The organism is Mesorhizobium sp. SARCC-RB16n (assembly GCF_008520305.1).
In the GTDB taxonomy this organism is placed as follows: domain Bacteria; phylum Pseudomonadota; class Alphaproteobacteria; order Rhizobiales; family Rhizobiaceae; genus Mesorhizobium.
The window spans coordinates 296,343-313,159 of record NZ_ML703269.1 but is presented as its reverse complement, the minus strand read 5'-3'; the positions used below and the strand labels follow the sequence as shown (position 1 = coordinate 313,159).

19 protein-coding genes and 1 pseudogene are annotated in these 16,817 nt (G+C 62.7%); 9 read left to right on the top strand and 11 right to left on the bottom strand.

The genetic code is table 11. The features are described from left to right. The first annotated feature begins 100 nt into the window (after nucleotides 1-100). A complete protein-coding gene (locus C7I87_RS18215; protein WP_149905492.1) occupies nucleotides 101-553 on the top strand; it encodes a MaoC family dehydratase in 453 nt (150 codons plus the stop codon). Beyond that, nucleotides 553-1,434: an HpcH/HpaI aldolase/citrate lyase family protein gene (locus tag C7I87_RS18210; protein WP_149905491.1), complete on the top strand. Its 882-nt coding sequence runs from the start codon at nucleotides 553-555 to the stop codon at nucleotides 1,432-1,434. The genes C7I87_RS18215 and C7I87_RS18210 overlap by 1 nt, the downstream gene beginning before the upstream one ends. 3 nt (nucleotides 1,435-1,437) lie before the next feature. On the opposite strand, the gene C7I87_RS18205 is transcribed toward C7I87_RS18210, so the two are convergent. After that, nucleotides 1,438-2,112 carry a methyltransferase family protein gene (locus C7I87_RS18205; protein ID WP_149905490.1) on the bottom strand — a complete coding sequence of 225 codons (675 nt, stop codon included), beginning with the start codon at nucleotides 2,110-2,112 and terminating at the stop codon, nucleotides 1,438-1,440. Nucleotides 2,113-2,254: 142 nt separating this feature from the next. Between C7I87_RS18205 and C7I87_RS18200 the strand changes: the two genes are divergently transcribed. After that, complete coding sequence (locus C7I87_RS18200) at nucleotides 2,255-2,971, top strand: TetR/AcrR family transcriptional regulator (RefSeq protein ID WP_149905489.1); 717 nt, start codon at nucleotides 2,255-2,257, stop codon at nucleotides 2,969-2,971. Between the two features lie 18 nt (nucleotides 2,972-2,989). On the opposite strand, the gene C7I87_RS18195 is transcribed toward C7I87_RS18200, so the two are convergent. Both C7I87_RS18195 and C7I87_RS18190 read right to left on the bottom strand, forming a co-directional pair. Next, nucleotides 2,990-3,598, bottom strand: coding sequence for a flavin reductase family protein (locus tag C7I87_RS18195; RefSeq protein ID WP_149905488.1), 609 nt, complete (start codon nucleotides 3,596-3,598; stop codon nucleotides 2,990-2,992). Further along, nucleotides 3,599-4,183: a nitroreductase family protein gene (locus tag C7I87_RS18190; protein ID WP_149905487.1), complete on the bottom strand. Its 585-nt coding sequence runs from the start codon at nucleotides 4,181-4,183 to the stop codon at nucleotides 3,599-3,601. Between the two features lie 155 nt (nucleotides 4,184-4,338). Between C7I87_RS18190 and C7I87_RS18185 the strand changes: the two genes are divergently transcribed. Next, entirely contained in the window at nucleotides 4,339-5,301 is a 963-nt protein-coding gene (locus C7I87_RS18185; RefSeq protein ID WP_149905486.1) for a hypothetical protein, read from the top strand. 3 nt (nucleotides 5,302-5,304) lie between these two features. Here C7I87_RS18185 and C7I87_RS18180 read toward each other — a convergent pair whose 3' ends face one another. The 5 genes from C7I87_RS18180 to C7I87_RS35280 form a co-directional block, all read right to left on the bottom strand. Next, a complete protein-coding gene (locus C7I87_RS18180) occupies nucleotides 5,305-6,243 on the bottom strand; it encodes a lysophospholipid acyltransferase family protein (protein WP_149905485.1) in 939 nt (312 codons plus the stop codon). Nucleotides 6,244-6,327: 84 nt separating this feature from the next. Beyond that, complete coding sequence (gene thrS / locus C7I87_RS18175; protein WP_149905484.1) at nucleotides 6,328-8,304, bottom strand: threonine--tRNA ligase; 1,977 nt, start codon at nucleotides 8,302-8,304, stop codon at nucleotides 6,328-6,330. Between the two features lie 144 nt (nucleotides 8,305-8,448). After that, on the bottom strand, nucleotides 8,449-9,267 hold the full coding sequence (gene blaOXA, locus C7I87_RS18170) for a class D beta-lactamase (protein ID WP_149905483.1): 819 nt from the start codon (nucleotides 9,265-9,267) through the stop codon (nucleotides 8,449-8,451). 147 nt (nucleotides 9,268-9,414) lie between these two features. Then, on the bottom strand, nucleotides 9,415-9,783 hold the full coding sequence (gene yidD / locus C7I87_RS18165; protein WP_149905530.1) for a membrane protein insertion efficiency factor YidD: 369 nt from the start codon (nucleotides 9,781-9,783) through the stop codon (nucleotides 9,415-9,417). Between the two features lie 71 nt (nucleotides 9,784-9,854). Next, complete coding sequence (locus tag C7I87_RS35280; RefSeq protein ID WP_188393891.1) at nucleotides 9,855-10,013, bottom strand: hypothetical protein; 159 nt, start codon at nucleotides 10,011-10,013, stop codon at nucleotides 9,855-9,857. A 92-nt stretch (nucleotides 10,014-10,105) separates the two neighbouring features. Here C7I87_RS35280 and C7I87_RS18160 point away from each other — a divergent pair. Continuing rightward, nucleotides 10,106-11,021 (top strand): annotated as a pseudogene (locus C7I87_RS18160) (LysR substrate-binding domain-containing protein). On the opposite strand, the gene C7I87_RS18155 reads toward C7I87_RS18160, so the two are convergent. Continuing rightward, nucleotides 10,975-11,463, bottom strand: a complete 489-nt coding sequence (locus C7I87_RS18155; RefSeq protein ID WP_246696301.1) for an iron-sulfur cluster assembly scaffold protein — start codon at nucleotides 11,461-11,463, stop codon at nucleotides 10,975-10,977. The pseudogene C7I87_RS18160 and the gene C7I87_RS18155 overlap by 47 nt on opposite strands. Nucleotides 11,464-11,702: 239 nt before the next feature. Between C7I87_RS18155 and folE the strand changes: the two genes are divergently transcribed. The 4 genes from folE (at nucleotide 11,703) to C7I87_RS18135 (ending at nucleotide 14,547) form a co-directional block, all read left to right on the top strand. Continuing rightward, nucleotides 11,703-12,338, top strand: a complete 636-nt coding sequence (folE, locus tag C7I87_RS18150) for a GTP cyclohydrolase I FolE (RefSeq protein ID WP_149905482.1) — start codon at nucleotides 11,703-11,705, stop codon at nucleotides 12,336-12,338. A gap of 41 nt (nucleotides 12,339-12,379) precedes the next feature. Continuing rightward, nucleotides 12,380-12,841: a phosphoribosyl-AMP cyclohydrolase gene (gene hisI / locus C7I87_RS18145; protein ID WP_149905481.1), complete on the top strand. Its 462-nt coding sequence runs from the start codon at nucleotides 12,380-12,382 to the stop codon at nucleotides 12,839-12,841. An 81-nt stretch (nucleotides 12,842-12,922) separates the two neighbouring features. Further along, nucleotides 12,923-13,897 carry a patatin family protein gene (locus C7I87_RS18140; RefSeq protein WP_373424743.1) on the top strand — a complete coding sequence of 325 codons (975 nt, stop codon included), beginning with the start codon at nucleotides 12,923-12,925 and terminating at the stop codon, nucleotides 13,895-13,897. A gap of 92 nt (nucleotides 13,898-13,989) precedes the next feature. Continuing rightward, nucleotides 13,990-14,547, top strand: a complete 558-nt coding sequence (locus C7I87_RS18135) for a dihydrofolate reductase family protein (protein WP_149905479.1) — start codon at nucleotides 13,990-13,992, stop codon at nucleotides 14,545-14,547. A 21-nt stretch (nucleotides 14,548-14,568) separates the two neighbouring features. Here C7I87_RS18135 and recJ read toward each other — a convergent pair whose 3' ends face one another. Together recJ and C7I87_RS18125 are read right to left on the bottom strand one after the other, a co-directional pair. Then, nucleotides 14,569-16,350 carry a single-stranded-DNA-specific exonuclease RecJ gene (gene recJ, locus C7I87_RS18130; protein ID WP_149905529.1) on the bottom strand — a complete coding sequence of 594 codons (1,782 nt, stop codon included), beginning with the start codon at nucleotides 16,348-16,350 and terminating at the stop codon, nucleotides 14,569-14,571. Between the two features lie 190 nt (nucleotides 16,351-16,540). Then, a complete protein-coding gene (locus tag C7I87_RS18125) occupies nucleotides 16,541-16,765 on the bottom strand; it encodes a DUF6434 domain-containing protein (protein ID WP_149905478.1) in 225 nt (74 codons plus the stop codon). Nucleotides 16,766-16,817 lie beyond the last annotated feature (52 nt).

The following is a 16,817-nucleotide window of genomic DNA, read 5'->3' as shown; positions in this document are numbered from 1 at the left end:
TAGGCAGAAATGGTTTACGAACGGTTCACCATGTTCATTAACTGGCTTGCGAGCGCTGGATGCAGCGCCTATCAACCGTCAGACAGCGCAGGAGACGGAAATGGCCGGGCTATATCTCGAAGAGTTTGTAGTCGGCCATGTCTTCCAGCACACGCTGCGCAAGACCGTCACCGAGAGCGACAACATGCTGTTTTCGGTGATGACGCTGAACCCGCAGCCGCTGCATATCGACTTTGATTTCGCCGCCAAGAGCGAATGGGGCAAGCCGCTGGTCAACTCTCTGTTCACGCTCGGCCTGATGATCGGCATCTCGGTCAACGACATCACGGTCGGCACCACTATCGCCAATCTCGGTATGAAGGAAACCGTGTTTCCACATCCGGTCTTCCACGGCGACACCATCCGCGTCGAAACATCTGTCGTCTCGGTGCGCGAGTCCAAATCGAAGCCCGACCGCGGCATCGTCGAATTCGAGCACCGCGCCTACAATCAGCATGGCGATCTGGTCGCCAAATGCACAAGGCAAGCGATGATGCTGAAGAAGGCGGCCTGATGCGCTCGCTGCTCTTCGTTCCCGGCGATTCCGAGCGGAAGCTGGAAAAGGGATTTGGCGCCGGGGCCGACGTGGTCATCGTCGATCTTGAGGACTCCGTGGCGTCGCAGAACAAGGCGCATGCGCGCGAGATCGCGGCGCGCTTCATCCTCGAACGCGGGGGGCAAACCAGCTCGGCAATCTATGTCAGGGTCAACGATCTCGCGACCGGGATGACGGACGATGATCTTGTCAAACTCGTTCCGGCAAAGCCCCACGGCATCATGCTGCCAAAATCGAACAGCGGCCAGGACGTGCAGCAGCTCGCGGCCAAGCTCAGGGTCCGCGAAGCCGAGAACGATCTGCCCGACGGTTCGATAAAAATCCTGCCCATCATCACCGAAACTCCGGCGGGCGTGCTGGCGGCGGCGACCTACGCCGGGACAAGCGCGCGGCTTGCCGGCCTGACCTGGGGCGCGGAAGACCTGTCGGCCGCGATCGGCGCGCGTGCGGCCCGCGACGAGCACGGCCGCTACACCGACGTCTTCCGTCACGCCCGCCTGACGACCATCCTCGCGGCCGGGGCCGCAGAGGTTGCCGCGATCGACACCGTGTTTCCGAACTTTCGCGACATGGCGGCCTTTGCTGTGGAGTGCGCCGAGGCCGAGCGCGATGGTTTCACCGGCAAGATGGCAATCCATCCAGATCAGGTGCCCGTCATCAACGCCGCCTTCACGCCCTCGGCCGCAGCGGTGAAACAGTCGGCCGCCATCGTGGCGGCGTTCGAGGCAGCGGGAAATCCCGGCGTCGTCGGCATCGACGGCAAGATGTTCGACCGCCCGCACCTGCGGCTGGCCGAACGGCTTCTGGCGCGAGCAAAGGCCGCCGGGGTTTCCGCCTGACCGCTACCAGACCCTCGGAATCAGGCGGTAGCGAACTTGGGCCGCATAGTCGTCGTAGCCGCGCAGACCAGCGCGAAGCGTTTTCTCTTCGATGAAGGTGCGGATGCCCAAGAGAACAACGAACACGAGCACCGACAGCAATCCCCACCAGGAACCAAGCAGGAGTGCCGTGCCGGCGAAAAAGAGGATGGCGCCGGCATACATGGGATGGCGGACGTAGCTGTAGGGGCCGGTGGTGATCACGCGCTGTCCGCGCTCGTCCTGGATTTTGACGACCGGTGCCGCGAAACTGTTCTCCAGCATGGTCAGGTAGCAGATCCAGATACTGAGTAGCACCACGGCGGCGCCAATCACCTGTACCCAGACGGGAACCGCCGACCAGCCGAAACGGAAGTCGAATCCCATGAATATCTGCCAGCCAAGGATGGCAAGTAGAAGTATGGACAGCAGAACCTTGTCGGCCGCCGTCTGATTCTTCTGGATGGGAGGGCTCAGCCGCTCATTCATCAGGCCGGGGTCACGCCGGGCCAGCGCCACGCCCAGGGTGAGACTGAGCACCACCATCACCACCAGATAGACCCACGCCCCGGGCCAGTGCAGCGTGCCGGCCGCCAGGAACAGCAACGCGCCCATGACGCCGAACCAGAGGAATGTCTGCAGGACCAATTTGGAGATCATGATCGCCTTTCCGCTGTATGCCTGTGCTGGCATTGGCTAAAATAGACCATCAGTCTATTATACCGACCAATGGTCTATGATTCAAGCTGACCCTTGGCGCCCCCACTGGACGAGGACGGTGATCGCGTGCAGAAAGTTCGTCATGCCCCGTGTCATCAAGCATCCCGAGCTCAGACGAGAAGAACTGCTGGACCATGCTCAGGTCCTGTTCCTGACGCGAGGCTACGACAAAGCGAGCCTCAACGATGTGATTGCGTCCGCCGGCATCTCGAAGGGGGCTTTTTATCACTACTTCGCTTCCAAGGAGGCCCTTCTGGAAGCACTGGCCGAGCGGTTCGCCAGACAAGCACTGGCTGGGGTCAAGGGCATACTTGGCGATCCCGGGCTCGACCCGCTCGCTCGCCTGAACGCGCTGCTCGCACAATCGCGCCAGGCCAAGATCGAGACCGCACCGGAGGCCTGGGCGCTCTTCGAGACCCTGTTCCGGCCGGAGAACCTCGTGCTCTTCCACCGCATCAACCTGGCGGCCAGCGCATCGTTTTCGCCCCTGCTGGTCAAGATCATCCGGCAAGGTGTCGAAGACGGCACCTTCAGGACCTTCGACCCGGAGGGTGTCGCCGACATCGTCATGCAGTTCGGCATGGCCACGCATGATGTCGTCGCCAAGGCGATCACCGGCGGCGGCGACGCAGACATGGAAATCGCGATCGAAGTTTTGGAGAAACGCGTCAGGCTCTACGAGATCGCCCTCGACCGTATACTCGGCCTCCCTGACGGAAGCATTCGGATCGGAGAGCCCGGCTATGTGCGCGCCGTCATGACGGCCCGGCGGCGGACGAGCGCCGGCAAGGCACAGTAACGGACCGAGTTCGGAGCCTTATTCCTTGCCCCAGCGCGGCCGGCGCATCGAAAAGACCTCATCGACGCTGGCATAGTCCATGTAGCCGAGACGAGCGACATTGCCGGCCTTGGTGATGTCGAACAGGCCGTCTTTCAGGAAAGCATCGTCGATGTGCACGCCGATCACCTCACCGACGACGACGAAGGCGCTCGTCGGCGATCCGTCCAGCGCCTTTGGACGAAACACTTCCGTCACCCGGCATTCGAGCGCCGCGGGTGCCGCCGCCACGCGCGGTGGCTTGACGAGACGCGAGGGCACCATGGCGAGATCGGCATAGACGAACTCGTTGACGCCACGCGGTGCGTCGACGGACGTGTAGTTCATCTTCTCCGCAAGGTCGCGGCTGACCAGATTCGCGACGAACTCGCCGGTTTCCTGGGCGAAGGAAGCGCTGTCCTTCTCGCCCTCGGAGGAAAACCAGACGATGAAAGGCCGGGTCGAGACGGCATTGAAGAAGGAATATGGCGCGAGATTGATCTCGCCGGCCTTGTTCAGCGTCGATATCCAGCCGATCGGGCGCGGCGCAACGATCGCCTTCGAAGGATCGTGCGGCAACCCGTGCCCCTTGGACGGTTCGTAGAACATTCAGCCCGCCCAAGGCCCGGCGTAATCGGCATAGAGCTTGGCCGGATCGGGCCGTGGCCGCTCCGGTGCCGGCCCGGCATAGGAGCCGATATGAATAAAACCGACGACGCGCTCCTGCGGCGCCAGTCCGAGAATCGCCCTGCCCTCCGGCACATCGGCATACCAGTTGCTGATCATGTTGGTGCCATAGCCCAGCGCATTGGCCGCGATCATAAGGTTCATCGCCGCCATGCCTCCGGACAGGAACATCTCCCATTGCGGGATTTTTGGGTTTTCCCTGGCAACAGACACGACACCGATCACCAGCGGCGCGCGCGAGAAACGCGCCAGTTCCTGGTTGCGACGGCCTTCCGGCAACGGCCCCTCCCGCTCTTCGGCCAGAGCCGCCAGCTTTTTGCCGATCTCGATGCGGGCCTCGCCGCGATAGAGGATGAAACGCCAGGGTTCGAGCCGTCCATGGTCGGGCACGCGTGTGGCGGCGGCAATCATCGTCGCGATATCGGCGTCGCCGGGCGCCGGCTCCCTGAGGTCGGGAATCGGTGCGGAATTTCGGGTCAGCAGGAAGTCGATGATCGGCGACGCCATGGGCGCAAGTCTCCTAAAACACTCTGTCTTGAGCTGAAGCGCACCATCGCGAATTCGGGCGGCTCGGGCAAAGGCGCGCTGGCGCCGGGGTGAAGAGTCATGGATCGGACTCTTAAGCCTTGAAATTGCCACCGCCATGGGCTTCAACGCAAGGCATGTTTGAGGGGCGACTGCGTCTTTTCCTGGTCCGGCTCTGCGCCGCGCTGTTCCTGCTGCCGGTCTCCATGGCTGTTGCGCAGGAAAAGGATGGCGTCGGCGACCTGAAACTTCCCGGAATTTCGAGCTATGCGACGCCCAAGAGCGAAACCCCGCTGGCGCTTGGCGGCGGTGGCGCCATCACCCTGTCGGCCCAGTTGACCGACAAAGGCACCGACATCACCCGAGGTCTCGTCTGGCGCGTCTTCAAGCCTGAAGCCGTCAACGGCAAATTGCCGATGGTGGCCTCCGCGCATGGCGGCAGCGCCGTCTTCCAGCTCGAACCCGGTAGCTATCTGGTCCACGCCTCCTACGGTCGCGCCGGCGCCACCAAGCGCATCACCGTCGGCAAGGACGCCAAGCGAGAAAGCCTGGTGCTCGATGCCGGCGGCTTGAAGCTCGACGCGGTCCTGTCCGGCGGCGTGCGCATTCCGCCGAAGAAACTGCGTTTTTCGATCTATGAGGGCACCGCCAAGGCCAATGGCGACCGTGCGCTGGTCATTCCCGATGTCGAACCCAACAGCGTCGTGCGGCTCAACGCCGGCATCTACCATGTCGTCTCCACCTATGGCGCGGTCAACGCCGTCATCCGATCCGACATCCGCGTCGAGGCCGGCAAGCTGACCGAAGCCACCGTCGAGCATCACGCCGCCGAGATCACGATGAAGCTGGTGCGCGAGGCGGGTGGCGAAGCGATCGCCGACACCTCCTGGTCGCTGCTCAACGAATCCGGCGATCCAATCAAGGAAACCGTCGGCGCCTTCGCCTCCATGGTGCTGGCCGAAGGCGATTACACAATCATCGCCAAAAACCGCGACCGGATCTACCAGAAGGATTTCACGGTCGTTGGCGGGCAGAATCAGGAGATCGAGGTTCTCGCCACCGAAGCGGCGGCCATGGATCCGGAAGAAGGCGCCGATTAGCCTTTAGGCGGCGAGCTTGGTTCGGGCCGGCAGGAAGGGGATGCGCCGACGTGGCAGCTCTGGCGCTAGGTCGAACACGCCGCGATACAAGCGATCGAGCAACGTTTTGCGGTCGCGCAACGGTTCCAATTCGCTCCAGCTGAGCACATTGCCGACGCGCACCTCGATCGCCTTGCCGGACAGTCGCGCGAATTCACGGATGAGCAGCGAGGTGCGCAAGGTCAGCGAGGCTTTGCCGACGAATTTGGCCACACGGCCGTCGCGCTCGGCCATGTTCATCGGGCCACTGACCAGATGGAAAAGCCTGCCGTTCTGGCCGGAGAAATGCATGGGAATGACCGAGGCCTTGGCTTCCTGGACGAGACGGGCCGGAAACATCTTCCATGGCAGGTCGCGCGCGCGGCCAAAACCCTTTGGCGCGGTGGCGACGCCACCGGCCGGAAACACCACGATGGTGACGCCCTCCTTCAGCAGCCGCACCGCCTCATGGCGCACCGCCATGTTGTTCTTCACCGCGTCCTTGGTCTCGGAAAAGTCGATTGGCAGCGAATAAGGCCCCATCTCGCGAATCCTGAGCAGATCCTTGTGGATCATCACGCGGAAAGGTCGCCCGAGTTGCTCTGCCAGTGAGAGCACGGCGATGCCGTCGCCAATGCCGAAGGGATGGTTGGCAATGATCACCAGCGGCGTGTCGGGCAATTGCACGGGCGGCCATTGATCGGGGGTTCGCACACCCACATCGATGAGGTCCAGCATGCGGCTGAACACACGCTCGCCGGTCGGCACAACCTGATGGCGCCAGAATTCATAGAGCGCGGCGAACCGGTCGCGGCCCGAAAGGCCTTCCACTGAATGAATGAACCAGCGCGCCAGAGCCGGCTGGTGCGGATTGGCATAGGAAAGCTCGGGAAATGGTCGTTCGCGCAATTTCAGCTTGAGCATAGCGTTTCGGTACAACGTCGCCGTGACAGGGATATGAAAATGGCGGTGGATCGCTCCACCGCCATTCGATCGAGAACGCTCTGATCAAGCAGCGCGCTTGCGGCGCCGATCAGGTGTGATCGCTTCGTCGGTCAGCCGTTCGATCGCTTCGGCAAGACCGAGCGATTCCTGGTCGCGCGAGCCGAGCCGGCGGATATTGACCGTCTGCTCCTCCGCCTCGCGCTTGCCACAGACGAGGATGACCGGCACCTTGGCCAGCGAGTGTTCGCGGACCTTGTAGTTGATCTTCTCGTTGCGTAGGTCGGCTTCCGCCAACAGCCCGGCGGCTTTCAGCTTCGCCACGACCTCGTTCGCATAGCTGTCGGCGTCTGAAGTGATCGTCGCCACCACCACCTGCAACGGCGCGAACCATAGCGGGAAATGGCCGGAATAGTTCTCGATCAGGATGCCGAGGAAACGCTCCATCGAACCGCAGATGGCGCGGTGCACCATGACGGGCTGCTTCTTCTCCGAATCCGAGCCGATATAGAAGGCGCCAAAACGTTCCGGCAGGTTGAAATCGACCTGCGTCGTGCCGCACTGCCATTCGCGCCCGATGGCATCCTTCAGCACATATTCGAACTTCGGCCCGTAGAAGGCGCCCTCGCCCGGATTGATCGACGTCTTGATCCGATTGCCGGAGCGCGTCCTGATCGTCTCCAGCACGCTGCCCATGATCGCCTCGGCATGATCCCAGGCCTCGTCAGTGCCGACGCGTTTGTCCGGCCGCGTCGACAGCTTGACGCTGATTTCGTCGAAACCGAAATCGGCATAGGTCGACAGGATCAGGTCGTTGATGCGCAGGCACTCCGACGCCAGCTGTTCCTCGGTGCAGAAGATATGGGCATCGTCCTGCGTGAAGCCGCGCACGCGCATCAGCCCGTGCAGCGCGCCCGACGGTTCATAGCGATGCACATTGCCGAATTCCGCAAGTTTAACGGGCAGATCGCGGTAAGACTTCAACCCATGCTTGAATATCTGCACGTGGCCCGGGCAATTCATCGGCTTTAGCGCAAAGACGCGGTCATCGTCGGTTTCATCGCCGGCGACCGTCACCTTGAACATGGCGTCGCGGTACCAGCCCCAGTGGCCCGACGTCTCCCACAGACTCTTGTCGAGCACCTGCGGGGCGTTGACCTCCTGATAGCCCTGTTCGTCGAGCCGGCGACGCATGTAGTTGACCAGGTTCTGGAACATCTTCCAGCCCTTGGCGTGCCAGAAGACGACGCCCGGCCCCTCTTCCTGGAAATGGAAAAGATCCATTTCGCGGCCAAGCTTGCGGTGGTCGCGCTTCTCGGCCTCCTCCAGCATGGTCTGGTAAGCTTCGAGCTGCGCCTGGTCGGCCCAGGCCGTGCCATAGATGCGTGTCAGCATCGGGTTGTTCGAGTCGCCGCGCCAATAGGCACCGGCCACCTTCATCAGCTTGAAGGCGTTGCCGATCTGGCCGGTCGAGGCCATGTGCGGACCACGGCAGAGGTCGAACCAGTCTCCCTGCGCATAGATCTTGAGATCCTGATCCTCGGGAATGGCGTCGATCAGTTCGAGCTTGTAGCGCTCGCCCTTGTCGGCAAAGACCTTTTTTGCCTTGTCGCGCGACCAGACCTCCTTTGTGAACGGCCTGTTGCGCGCGATGATCTCGCGCATCTTCTTCTCGATCACCGGGAAATCGTCGGGGGTGAACGGCTCGTTGCGGGCAAAGTCGTAATAGAATCCGTTCTCGATCACCGGCCCGATGGTCACCTGCGTTCCCGGCCATATCTCCTGAACGGCTTCCGCCAGCACGTGTGCGGTGTCATGGCGGATGAGTTCCAGCGCGCGCGGGTCTTCGCGGGTGATGATCTCGACCTTGCCGGATTTGCCGAGGGGATCACTGAGGTCGCGCACGGTGCCGTCGATGGCGTAGGCCACGGCCTTTTTGGCCAGCGACTTCGAAATCGATTCGGCAAGCCCGGCGCCGGTCATCGCTGCGTCGTAGTCACGCACGGAGCCATCGGGAAATGTCAGGGAAACGGAATTCAGCATGTGTATCTCCTATCCAGTCCCGCAAACGAGCGCGGGTGGTAAAATGCAGATATCAGCGGTTCGGGAGCTGCGACCTGCCAGGTGCCGGAAGCGTCCGGCGGCGGCAGTCTTTTATGGGCAGATGCCGCCGCCGTAAAGCCCGGCTCACTTAATCAGCCGCGGCAGGTCTTTCAGGAACGCGGCCCGCGTCGCCAACCCTTTCGGCATGTCGGTCCGCTTCGTATCGACGACGAGCCGGGCGAACACGATCTGGCGGCCGTCTTTCCGCGCCCAGCCGACAAACCAGCCGAGCGAGCGCTTGTCCTTGCCGCCCTCGCCGAGCTTGGTGCTGCCGGTCTTCCCCTGGACGGCCCAATCGCCGGCCTTGAAGCTGGGTATGACGGCCCATGTCATTTCATGCGCCTTGGCCGACACCGGCATCGTGCCGGCGAGCAGTTGCCGCAGGAAGGCAACCTGTTCGACCGGCGTGATCTCGAGCGAGGAGTTGACCCAGGAGCGGGTAAGCCCGTCATCCTTGCCGGGATTGCCGGAAACGTCGCTGTTGCCGTACTTGAACTTGGATACATAGCCGGCAAATTTCTCACGGCCGAGCCTGCGGGTGATCTCGCGTGAGAACCAGATGATGGAATCGCGTTCCCAGATCGTCGGATCGACGGTTTTCTGGTCGCGCTTCACCGCGTTGAACTCGGTCCTGTAGTCCCATGCCGGGGTGTGTTCATCGGTGAGGATGCCTGCGTCGTAGCCGATCAGCGAAAGCGGCACCTTGAACGTTGATGCCGGGCTGAAGCGCCGGTCGCAGGTACCGTCCTGGTAAAGCGTTTTGCCGGTTACAGCATCGGCGATCAGCGTGCACTGCACATCCCCGAGCGGCGCGGACTGCGCGCGCATCGGAAATCCCAGCAGCCAGGCGAGCAGGAACAGGACACCAGCCATGATAAAGGGAAGACGATCGACATTGCGCATTTTCTGCTCGCTCCAGAAGGGGGTTCGCGAGCGGCTTAGCGAGGTGTCTTGTCTCGATTTTGTCTCAAATGCGCAGTTGTTGTGCAGGCTTGCGTTAACCCTACCGGATCGTAAACCGGCGCGGCCGGCGCGGCGTGACCAGCCCCCTCATCCCTGCGCTTCGCCGCGCTTACGGCCGATCCGCCAGTACCGCCATGGCATGTACCAGGCGTAGCGGGGCGCCAGCACCTCCGGCACGAGATCAACGCCGTGCGTGCCGAATGGGCCGCAGCGCAGCACACGGAACAAGCCCATCCAGCCACCGGCCCAAAGGCCATGACGGGCGATCGCCTCATGCGCGTATTCCGAACAGGTCGGCAGATGCCGGCAGGAATTGCCGACAAAACCGGACAGCGTCAGCTGGTAAAGTCGCACGAGCGACGTGCCGAGCAGGCGTCCGGGCGTCTTACGCCACGGGCCGGGCCAGTTGCGGCCGCGCCTCGGCGCCGTATGCGCATGCCCGTTCTGGTCGCCCACTGCGATCTCCGCGTTTCCAAGATGATAGATGTGAGCTTCCACCGAAGAACGCAATCCCGCTCGCCCTGCCGTCACGGGCGGTAACGGCGGAATGGCTGCCGGTCGGTCGGAGGTGCCCACCGGCCAGGGTGAGCCCACTCTTCGTGGTGCCGCGCATCGCGCCTTTCGTCACGCCATTGAAACGTCGCGATCCGCATGACATCGCCGAGAATGTTCAGGAACTGGACCATGGTCGTGTCTCCTTTGACGCGACTAGACCGCCGCTGGCCTTCGCCTTCAAACGAATATAATTTCCGCTTCGGATAATCCTGGGTTATGCGAAATGAAGCGTGGACGCCTGCCCTTGACGGCATTGAGGAGCTTCGAGGCGGCTGGCCGGCATTTGAGCTTCAGCAAGGCCGCCGAGGAGCTTTTCGTCTCGCAGGCGGCGATCAGCCGGCAGATCCGCGAGCTCGAGACCTTCCTGCGCCAACCGCTTTTCGAACGACACCATCGCCGCGTCGAACTGACCGATGCGGGCCGCCGGCTGCTTGCTCAATTGGTCAGGAGTTTCGATGCAATCGATCGTCTGCTCGGCGATCTGGTCGCCACTCCGGCCCAGTCCGTGGTTCGCGTCAGCGTCGAACCGTCGCTTGCAGCCGTTTGGCTGGTGCCAAGGCTCAACCGGTTCCGGCAGTTGCGGCCCGACATCGACGTCTCCCTCGAAGTCGACCCAAGGCTGATCGAGTTCCGCGGCGACCAGCCCGAACTTGCCTTGCGTTTCAGTTCGAGCGCGACGTCATGGCTCCGGAGCGAGGCCGAGCGGCTGGCCTCGACAGTCGATTCGCCGGTTCTGTCGCCGGCACTGCTTTCATCGGGCCTGGCCCTCGAGAAGCCGGCCGACCTTGCTCGCTTCACGCTTTTGCACGAGGAAAACCGCCAGGGTTGGGCGCGGTGGTTCGAGGCGGCTGGGCGTGCCCGCCCATGCCGTGCCCGCGCGCGGCCCGATGCTTGCGGACGCCTCGCTCTCGAAGCAGGCCGCGCTGCTTGGGCACGGCGTGGCGCTAGGCGATCTCCTGCAGATTGGTGAAGAACTGGCAACCGGGGCACTGGTCAAGCCGTTCGACATCGACGTCGCGTCCGGCGCCTATTGGCTGGTGGCCAGGAGTTTGAGCGATTTGTCAGAGCCAGCCGCGGCGTTCGCCGATTGGCTCAGAAGCGAATTCGCCGAAAACAGGCGCGATTCGGGCGGGCGCTAGGCCGCTTCGTCGGCGGCTTCTTTTCGATCTGGCCGATGGCATCGACCACTGCGTCGAACGTCAGCATGGTCGACGCATGGCGCGCCTTGTAGTCACGCACCGGCTCCAGATAGCTGAGGTCGGCGAAGCGGCCCTCCGGCGGCGCGCCGTTCTCCTTCAGCATCTTCAGCATGGTCTCGCGCACCGCGCGCAATTCCTCGGCGCTGGCGCCAATGACATGTTGCGCCATGATCGAAGACGATGCCTGGCCGAGCGCGCAGGCTTTCACGTCGTGGGCGAAGTCGGTGACCACGTCGTCCTCCATCTTGAGGTCGACGGTAACGGTCGAGCCGCACAGCTTGGAATGCGCCTTCGCGGTCGCGTCGGGATGATCGAGCCGGCCGATGCGGGCGATGTTTCCGGCAAAACCGAGAATTTTCGCGTTGTAGACGTCGTTGATCATTATTTTCCAATCCGTCGCCGCCAAGCGAACAGCGATTGCCGTTGTTGCGTCTTTCAATCGCTCGGCACGACCATATATAATGCTGGCAGTCCGGTATCGACAAGGCGGCGACCGCCACTGTCCTTGCCGGGGAGTTCACGCCGCTTACGGGGCTGGAAACGGGGCGAGTTTCCGACACCGAAAGGTCGTGGTCCGTTCAACTCGTTCCTCCTCAGAGAGGGACTACGGGAGACGCCTTTATGGATGCCGTCATCAAGAAACTCATGCCCCAGTCCGCCTACATGGAAAAGCCGGTCACCGACCGCCCGAGCGAGGCTGAAGTCGAGGCCGCCGTGCGCACCTTGCTGCGCTGGACCGGCGACAATCCGGATCGCGAGGGTTTGATCGATACACCCAAGCGCGTGGCCAAGGCGTTCCGTGAAATGTTCGGCGGCTACGATATGTGCCCGGCCGAGGAGCTTGGCCGTACCTTCGAAGAGGTCGCCGGCTACGATGACCTTGTCATCGTCAAGGACATCACGTTCCACTCGCATTGCGAGCACCACATGGTGCCGATCATCGGCAAGGCGCATGTCGGCTATCTGCCCGACGGCAAGGTCGTCGGCCTGTCCAAGATCGCGCGCGTCGTCGATATCTTTGCCCATCGCCTGCAGACGCAGGAAGCCCTGACTGCCCAGATTGCTGGGGTCATTCAGGACGTGCTCAACCCGCGCGGTGTTGCCGTGATGATCGAGGCCGAGCACATGTGCATGGCGATGCGGGGTATCCGCAAGCAAGGTTCCACCACGCTGACCTCCACCTTCACCGGCGTCTTCAAGGATACGCCCGAGGAGCAGGTTCGTTTTGTCACCATGGTGCGCGGCGGCGGGGCGTAAGCCCCTTGCCGACGCGCGGTCAACAGGAAAATAGACCGGCAATGTCGGCACTGGAATTCCCGAAAGCTCCGTCAGACAAGAAGACGCTGGAGGAAGGCACGGTGTTCTCGCCGCGCTTCGATGCAGCCGGTCTCGTCACCGTCGTTGTCACCGACGCCGCCGACGGCATGCTGCTGATGGTCGCGCATATGAATGCGCAGGCGCTGGCGCTGACGCTGGAGACAGGTATCGCCCACTACTGGTCGCGCTCGCGCAACACGCTCTGGAAGAAGGGCCAAACCTCGGGCAATTTCCAGCATGTCGTCGAGATGCTCACGGATTGTGACCAGGACGCCATATGGTTGCGCGTCAAAGTGTTGGGCCACGACGCAACTTGTCACACTGGCCGACGTTCATGCTTTTATCGGACGGTGGGGCTGATTGACGGCAAGGGGACGCTTGCCGACGACGGCAGCAAGCCGCTGTTCGATGCGGAAAACACGTATCGAAAGCCATCAGCTTGAACCTTCTGCCTCACACCGACCACATAGATTCATCATTTCGATACGGCCAGTCCGTATATTAGCCTCGGGACAAGGGAGATCATGATGCTCGAATGGGCGTCATTGCGTAACAGACCAGATGTCAGGGAGGCCAACGGCCTGTCCTCGGCCGGCGGCGCATCCGAAACAAAATCTCCCAGGAAGACAGGCATATCACTCGCGCTCGGCGGCGGTTGCGCCAGAGGCTGGGCCCATATCGGCGTGCTGCGCGCGCTCGATGAGGCCGGCATCGAAGTTTCCATGATCGCCGGCACCTCGATCGGCGCCTTGGTCGGCGGCTGTTATCTCGCCGGCAAACTGGATGAGCTGGAAGAGTTCGCGCGCAGCCTCACCAGGCGGCGCATCTTCGGCCTGCTCGATCTCAACCTGCGCGGCAGCGGCCTCTTCGGCGGCATGAAACTGGATGCGCGCCTGCGCGAGCACGTGGCCGGTATCCGCTTCGACGATCTGCCCAAACCATTCGTCTGCGTCGCATCGGAAATCCGTACCGGCCACGAGATCTGGCTGTCGAGCGGCTCGCTGATCACGGCCATGCGCGCGTCCTATGCTCTACCCGGCGTGTTCGAGCCGGTCGATTGCAACGGCCGCGTGCTGGTCGATGGAGCGCTGGTCAATCCGGTGCCCGTTTCCGTCTGCCGCGCCTACGAGCAGCCGCTCGTCGTGGCGGTCAACCTCCACTACGACCTGTTCGGCCGCGCCGCAGTGATCAAACACAGTGCCGGCGAACTGCTTATCGAAAAAGATGCGCCAAGGCCCGGCCAGGTCGACGCCCAACACCAATCGCACCAGACGCGTCTGGGCATCACCGGCGTGATGGTCGAAGCCTTCAACATCATCCAGGACCGCATTTCACGGGCGAGACTTGCCGGCGATCCGCCCGACATGTCGCTGCAGCCCAAGCTCAGCCATATCGGCCTCACCGAATTCCACCGCGCCGACGAGGCGATCCAACTCGGCTATCAGGCGACGATGGCGCAGATCGGTGAACTGACGCGGCTGCAGACGGTTCTCGCCTAGATAATCTCACCAAGTTCTATTCGCTTCGGCACAAACTGATTGCAAAATGCAATTGGTTATGGTGATCTGCGCCAATCAAAGCGGAGGTGCCGATGGCCAGGATTGTCTATTCCATGCTGACGTCGTTGGACGGCTATATCGCCCGATCGGACGAGGACATCGGCTTGCCGGTGCCCGAGGCGGAGCTGCACCAGCATTTCAACGACATGATGAGACAGGCCTCCGCCGTGCTGGCCGGACGGCGCATGTACGAAACTATGCGCTTCTGGGACAGCCCTGAGCGCGAGACCGGCGCCACCGAGGTCGAGCGGGATTTTGCCCGCGCATGGCGCGAAACGCCGAAGATCGTCTTCTCGACCACGCTTCAACAAGTCGGGCTCAATGCCCGGCTGGGGAGTGGCGATGCCGAGAACACGGTAAGGTCTCTCAAGGCGCAGGCCGATGGCCTTGTCATTCTAGGCGGCGCCGATCTTGCGGCCTCTCTGGCACGAGCCGGTCTCATCGACGAATACCGGCTCTACATGCATCCTGTGGTGTTGGGTGGCGGCAAGCCATACTTCCAATCCGGCCTGTCGCTGACGCTGAAACCGGTCGGCACGCAGAGCCTAGCCCAGGGCGTGACGCTGCTGCGTTATGCACCCGCCGGGTGAATTGCGCGGTTTCTGGCGCGGCTACGCCCGCGCAGCGTCGATCATGCGAAACTGCACCGTGCGGCTGCCGTTCCAGTAATTGCCCGACAGCGAGCCGGCGACATGCACCGTCTTGCCACGGTTCTTGAACAGGAATTCGCCAAGCACCGTGTCAACGGCGCGAAAGGCGATCGCCTGGATGCGGCCGCCGCTCTCCGACTGCAAGTCGGCGCGAATATGGTTGGTGCCGACCGGCCTGATATCGACCAGCCGATGGCGCGGCAGTACGAAAACCGGCGCGACATGGCCGGCGCCGAAGGGCCCCGCCTTTTCCAGCGCATCGAGCAGGCCGAGCGTCGCGCCCTCCGCGGCAAGCGCGCCATCGATCGCCAGGCTTTCCTCATCCTGCAACCGGAAAACGTCGGCGGCCGCCCGCTCCTCGAAGAAGGCCCTGAGCTCGCCCAGCCTTGCCCGCTCCACGGTGATGCCGGCCGCCATGCCATGGCCGCCGCCCTTGACGATGAGCCCGGCATTGGCGGCTTCGCGTACCAGCCGGCCAAGATCGAAACCCGACACCGAACGGCCCGAACCGGTACCGATGCCCAGAGCGTTGAAGGCGATGGCAAAGGCCGGCCGGCGCGCATGATCCTTCAATCGTGAGGCAAGCAGGCCGACAATGCCGGGATGCCAGTTGTTGCTGGCGGTGACGACGATCGCCGGGCCGCTGCCGCCCGCGAGCTCGGCATCGGCCTCGGCGCGTGCGGCGGCGAGCATCTCCTGCTCCATCAGCTGCCGTTCCTGGTTCAACCGGTCGAGCGTCTCGGCGATGGTCAGCGCCTCGACCGGATCGTCCGTTGCAAGCAAGCGGCTGCCGAGCGCCGCATCGCCGATGCGCCCGCCCGCATTGATGCGCGGGCCGATCAGATAGGCGAGATGGAAGGTACCGATCGGCTCGCCGATGCGTGACACCCGCGCAAGGGCAGCCATCCCTTCATTCTTCTGCTGCCGCGCCACCTGCAGGCCCTTGACGACGAAAGCGCGATTGACGCCGGTGAGCGGCACCACGTCGCAGACGGTGGCAAGCGCCACGAGATCGAGCAACGAAAGCAGGTCCGGCGGCGTGGCGTCGGTCATCGCGCGCAGCACCTTCGCGGTTTGTACCAGCGCAAGGAAGACCACGCCGGCGGCACAGAGGTGGCCCTGCCCGGAAAGATCGTCGTCACGGTTTGGATTGACGATGGCAATTGCCGCCGGCAAAGCGCCGCCAACCTGATGATGGTCGAGCACCACGACGTCGGCGCCGGCCTCATTGGCCGCATCGACGGAAACAGCACTGTTGGTGCCGCAATCCACGGTAACGATCAGCGTCGCGCCGCGCGAGACGAGTTCGCGCATCGCGTCCGGATTGGGACCGTACCCTTCGAAGATGCGATCAGGGATGTAAATTTCCGAAGGTACCGAGAAATGCGTCAGGAACCGTTTGAGCAAGGCGGACGAAGCGGCACCGTCGACATCGTAGTCGCCGAAGATCGCCACCTTTTCCCTGGCCATCACCGCTGCCGCGATGCGGGCCGCAGCCTTGTCCATGTCGGTCAGCGACGCCGGATTCGGCAACAGGTCGCGGATCGTCGGGTCGAGAAATCGCTCGGTATCATCGGCGGCAACGCCGCGTCCGGCAAGAACGCGCGCGACGATGTCGGGCACGCCATGACCTTGCGCGATGGCAAGCGCGATCATGTCCTGCCGTTCGGTCAGCCGGTGCTGCCAGGAGAGACCGGTTGCCGACTGCCTGACATCGAGGAAGAGGCGCCTTTCGCCCATCATGCGCTTTGCCAACTCATGGTTGGCGGCAGGATAATGCATGTCGCCCAAAAGTGCGCAGCGGTTTTGGGATTACGGCATGCACAAACAACGCCCTAAAGCGCGTCGCGTTAACGCGACGCGCTTTAGGGTCAAAGCCGGGCAAAGCCAAGCGGCTCGCGGCAGTAGGCATCGCAGAAGAATTCAAGAAGAACTACGCTTTCCACTTTTCAGCCTGGCGCTGGATCCACTCGTCGGCTGCATCTCCCATTGTCTTTTCCCGACCGTCCTTGAGCCAGGCCATGAAGGATCGATCGAACCTGAACGTGTCGCCGCATTCGCGGGTGAGAAAGCGGCGCACGTTCTGGGTATTGCGAAAGGATTTCGTGACAGGAGTGGCACGCGAAATCGGATCCGCGTGCCAGTCGAACGCCTTCATCATTAGTCCTTGCGCGGCCAGGTTCAGATGCAGCCAGATGGCTAACAACTGC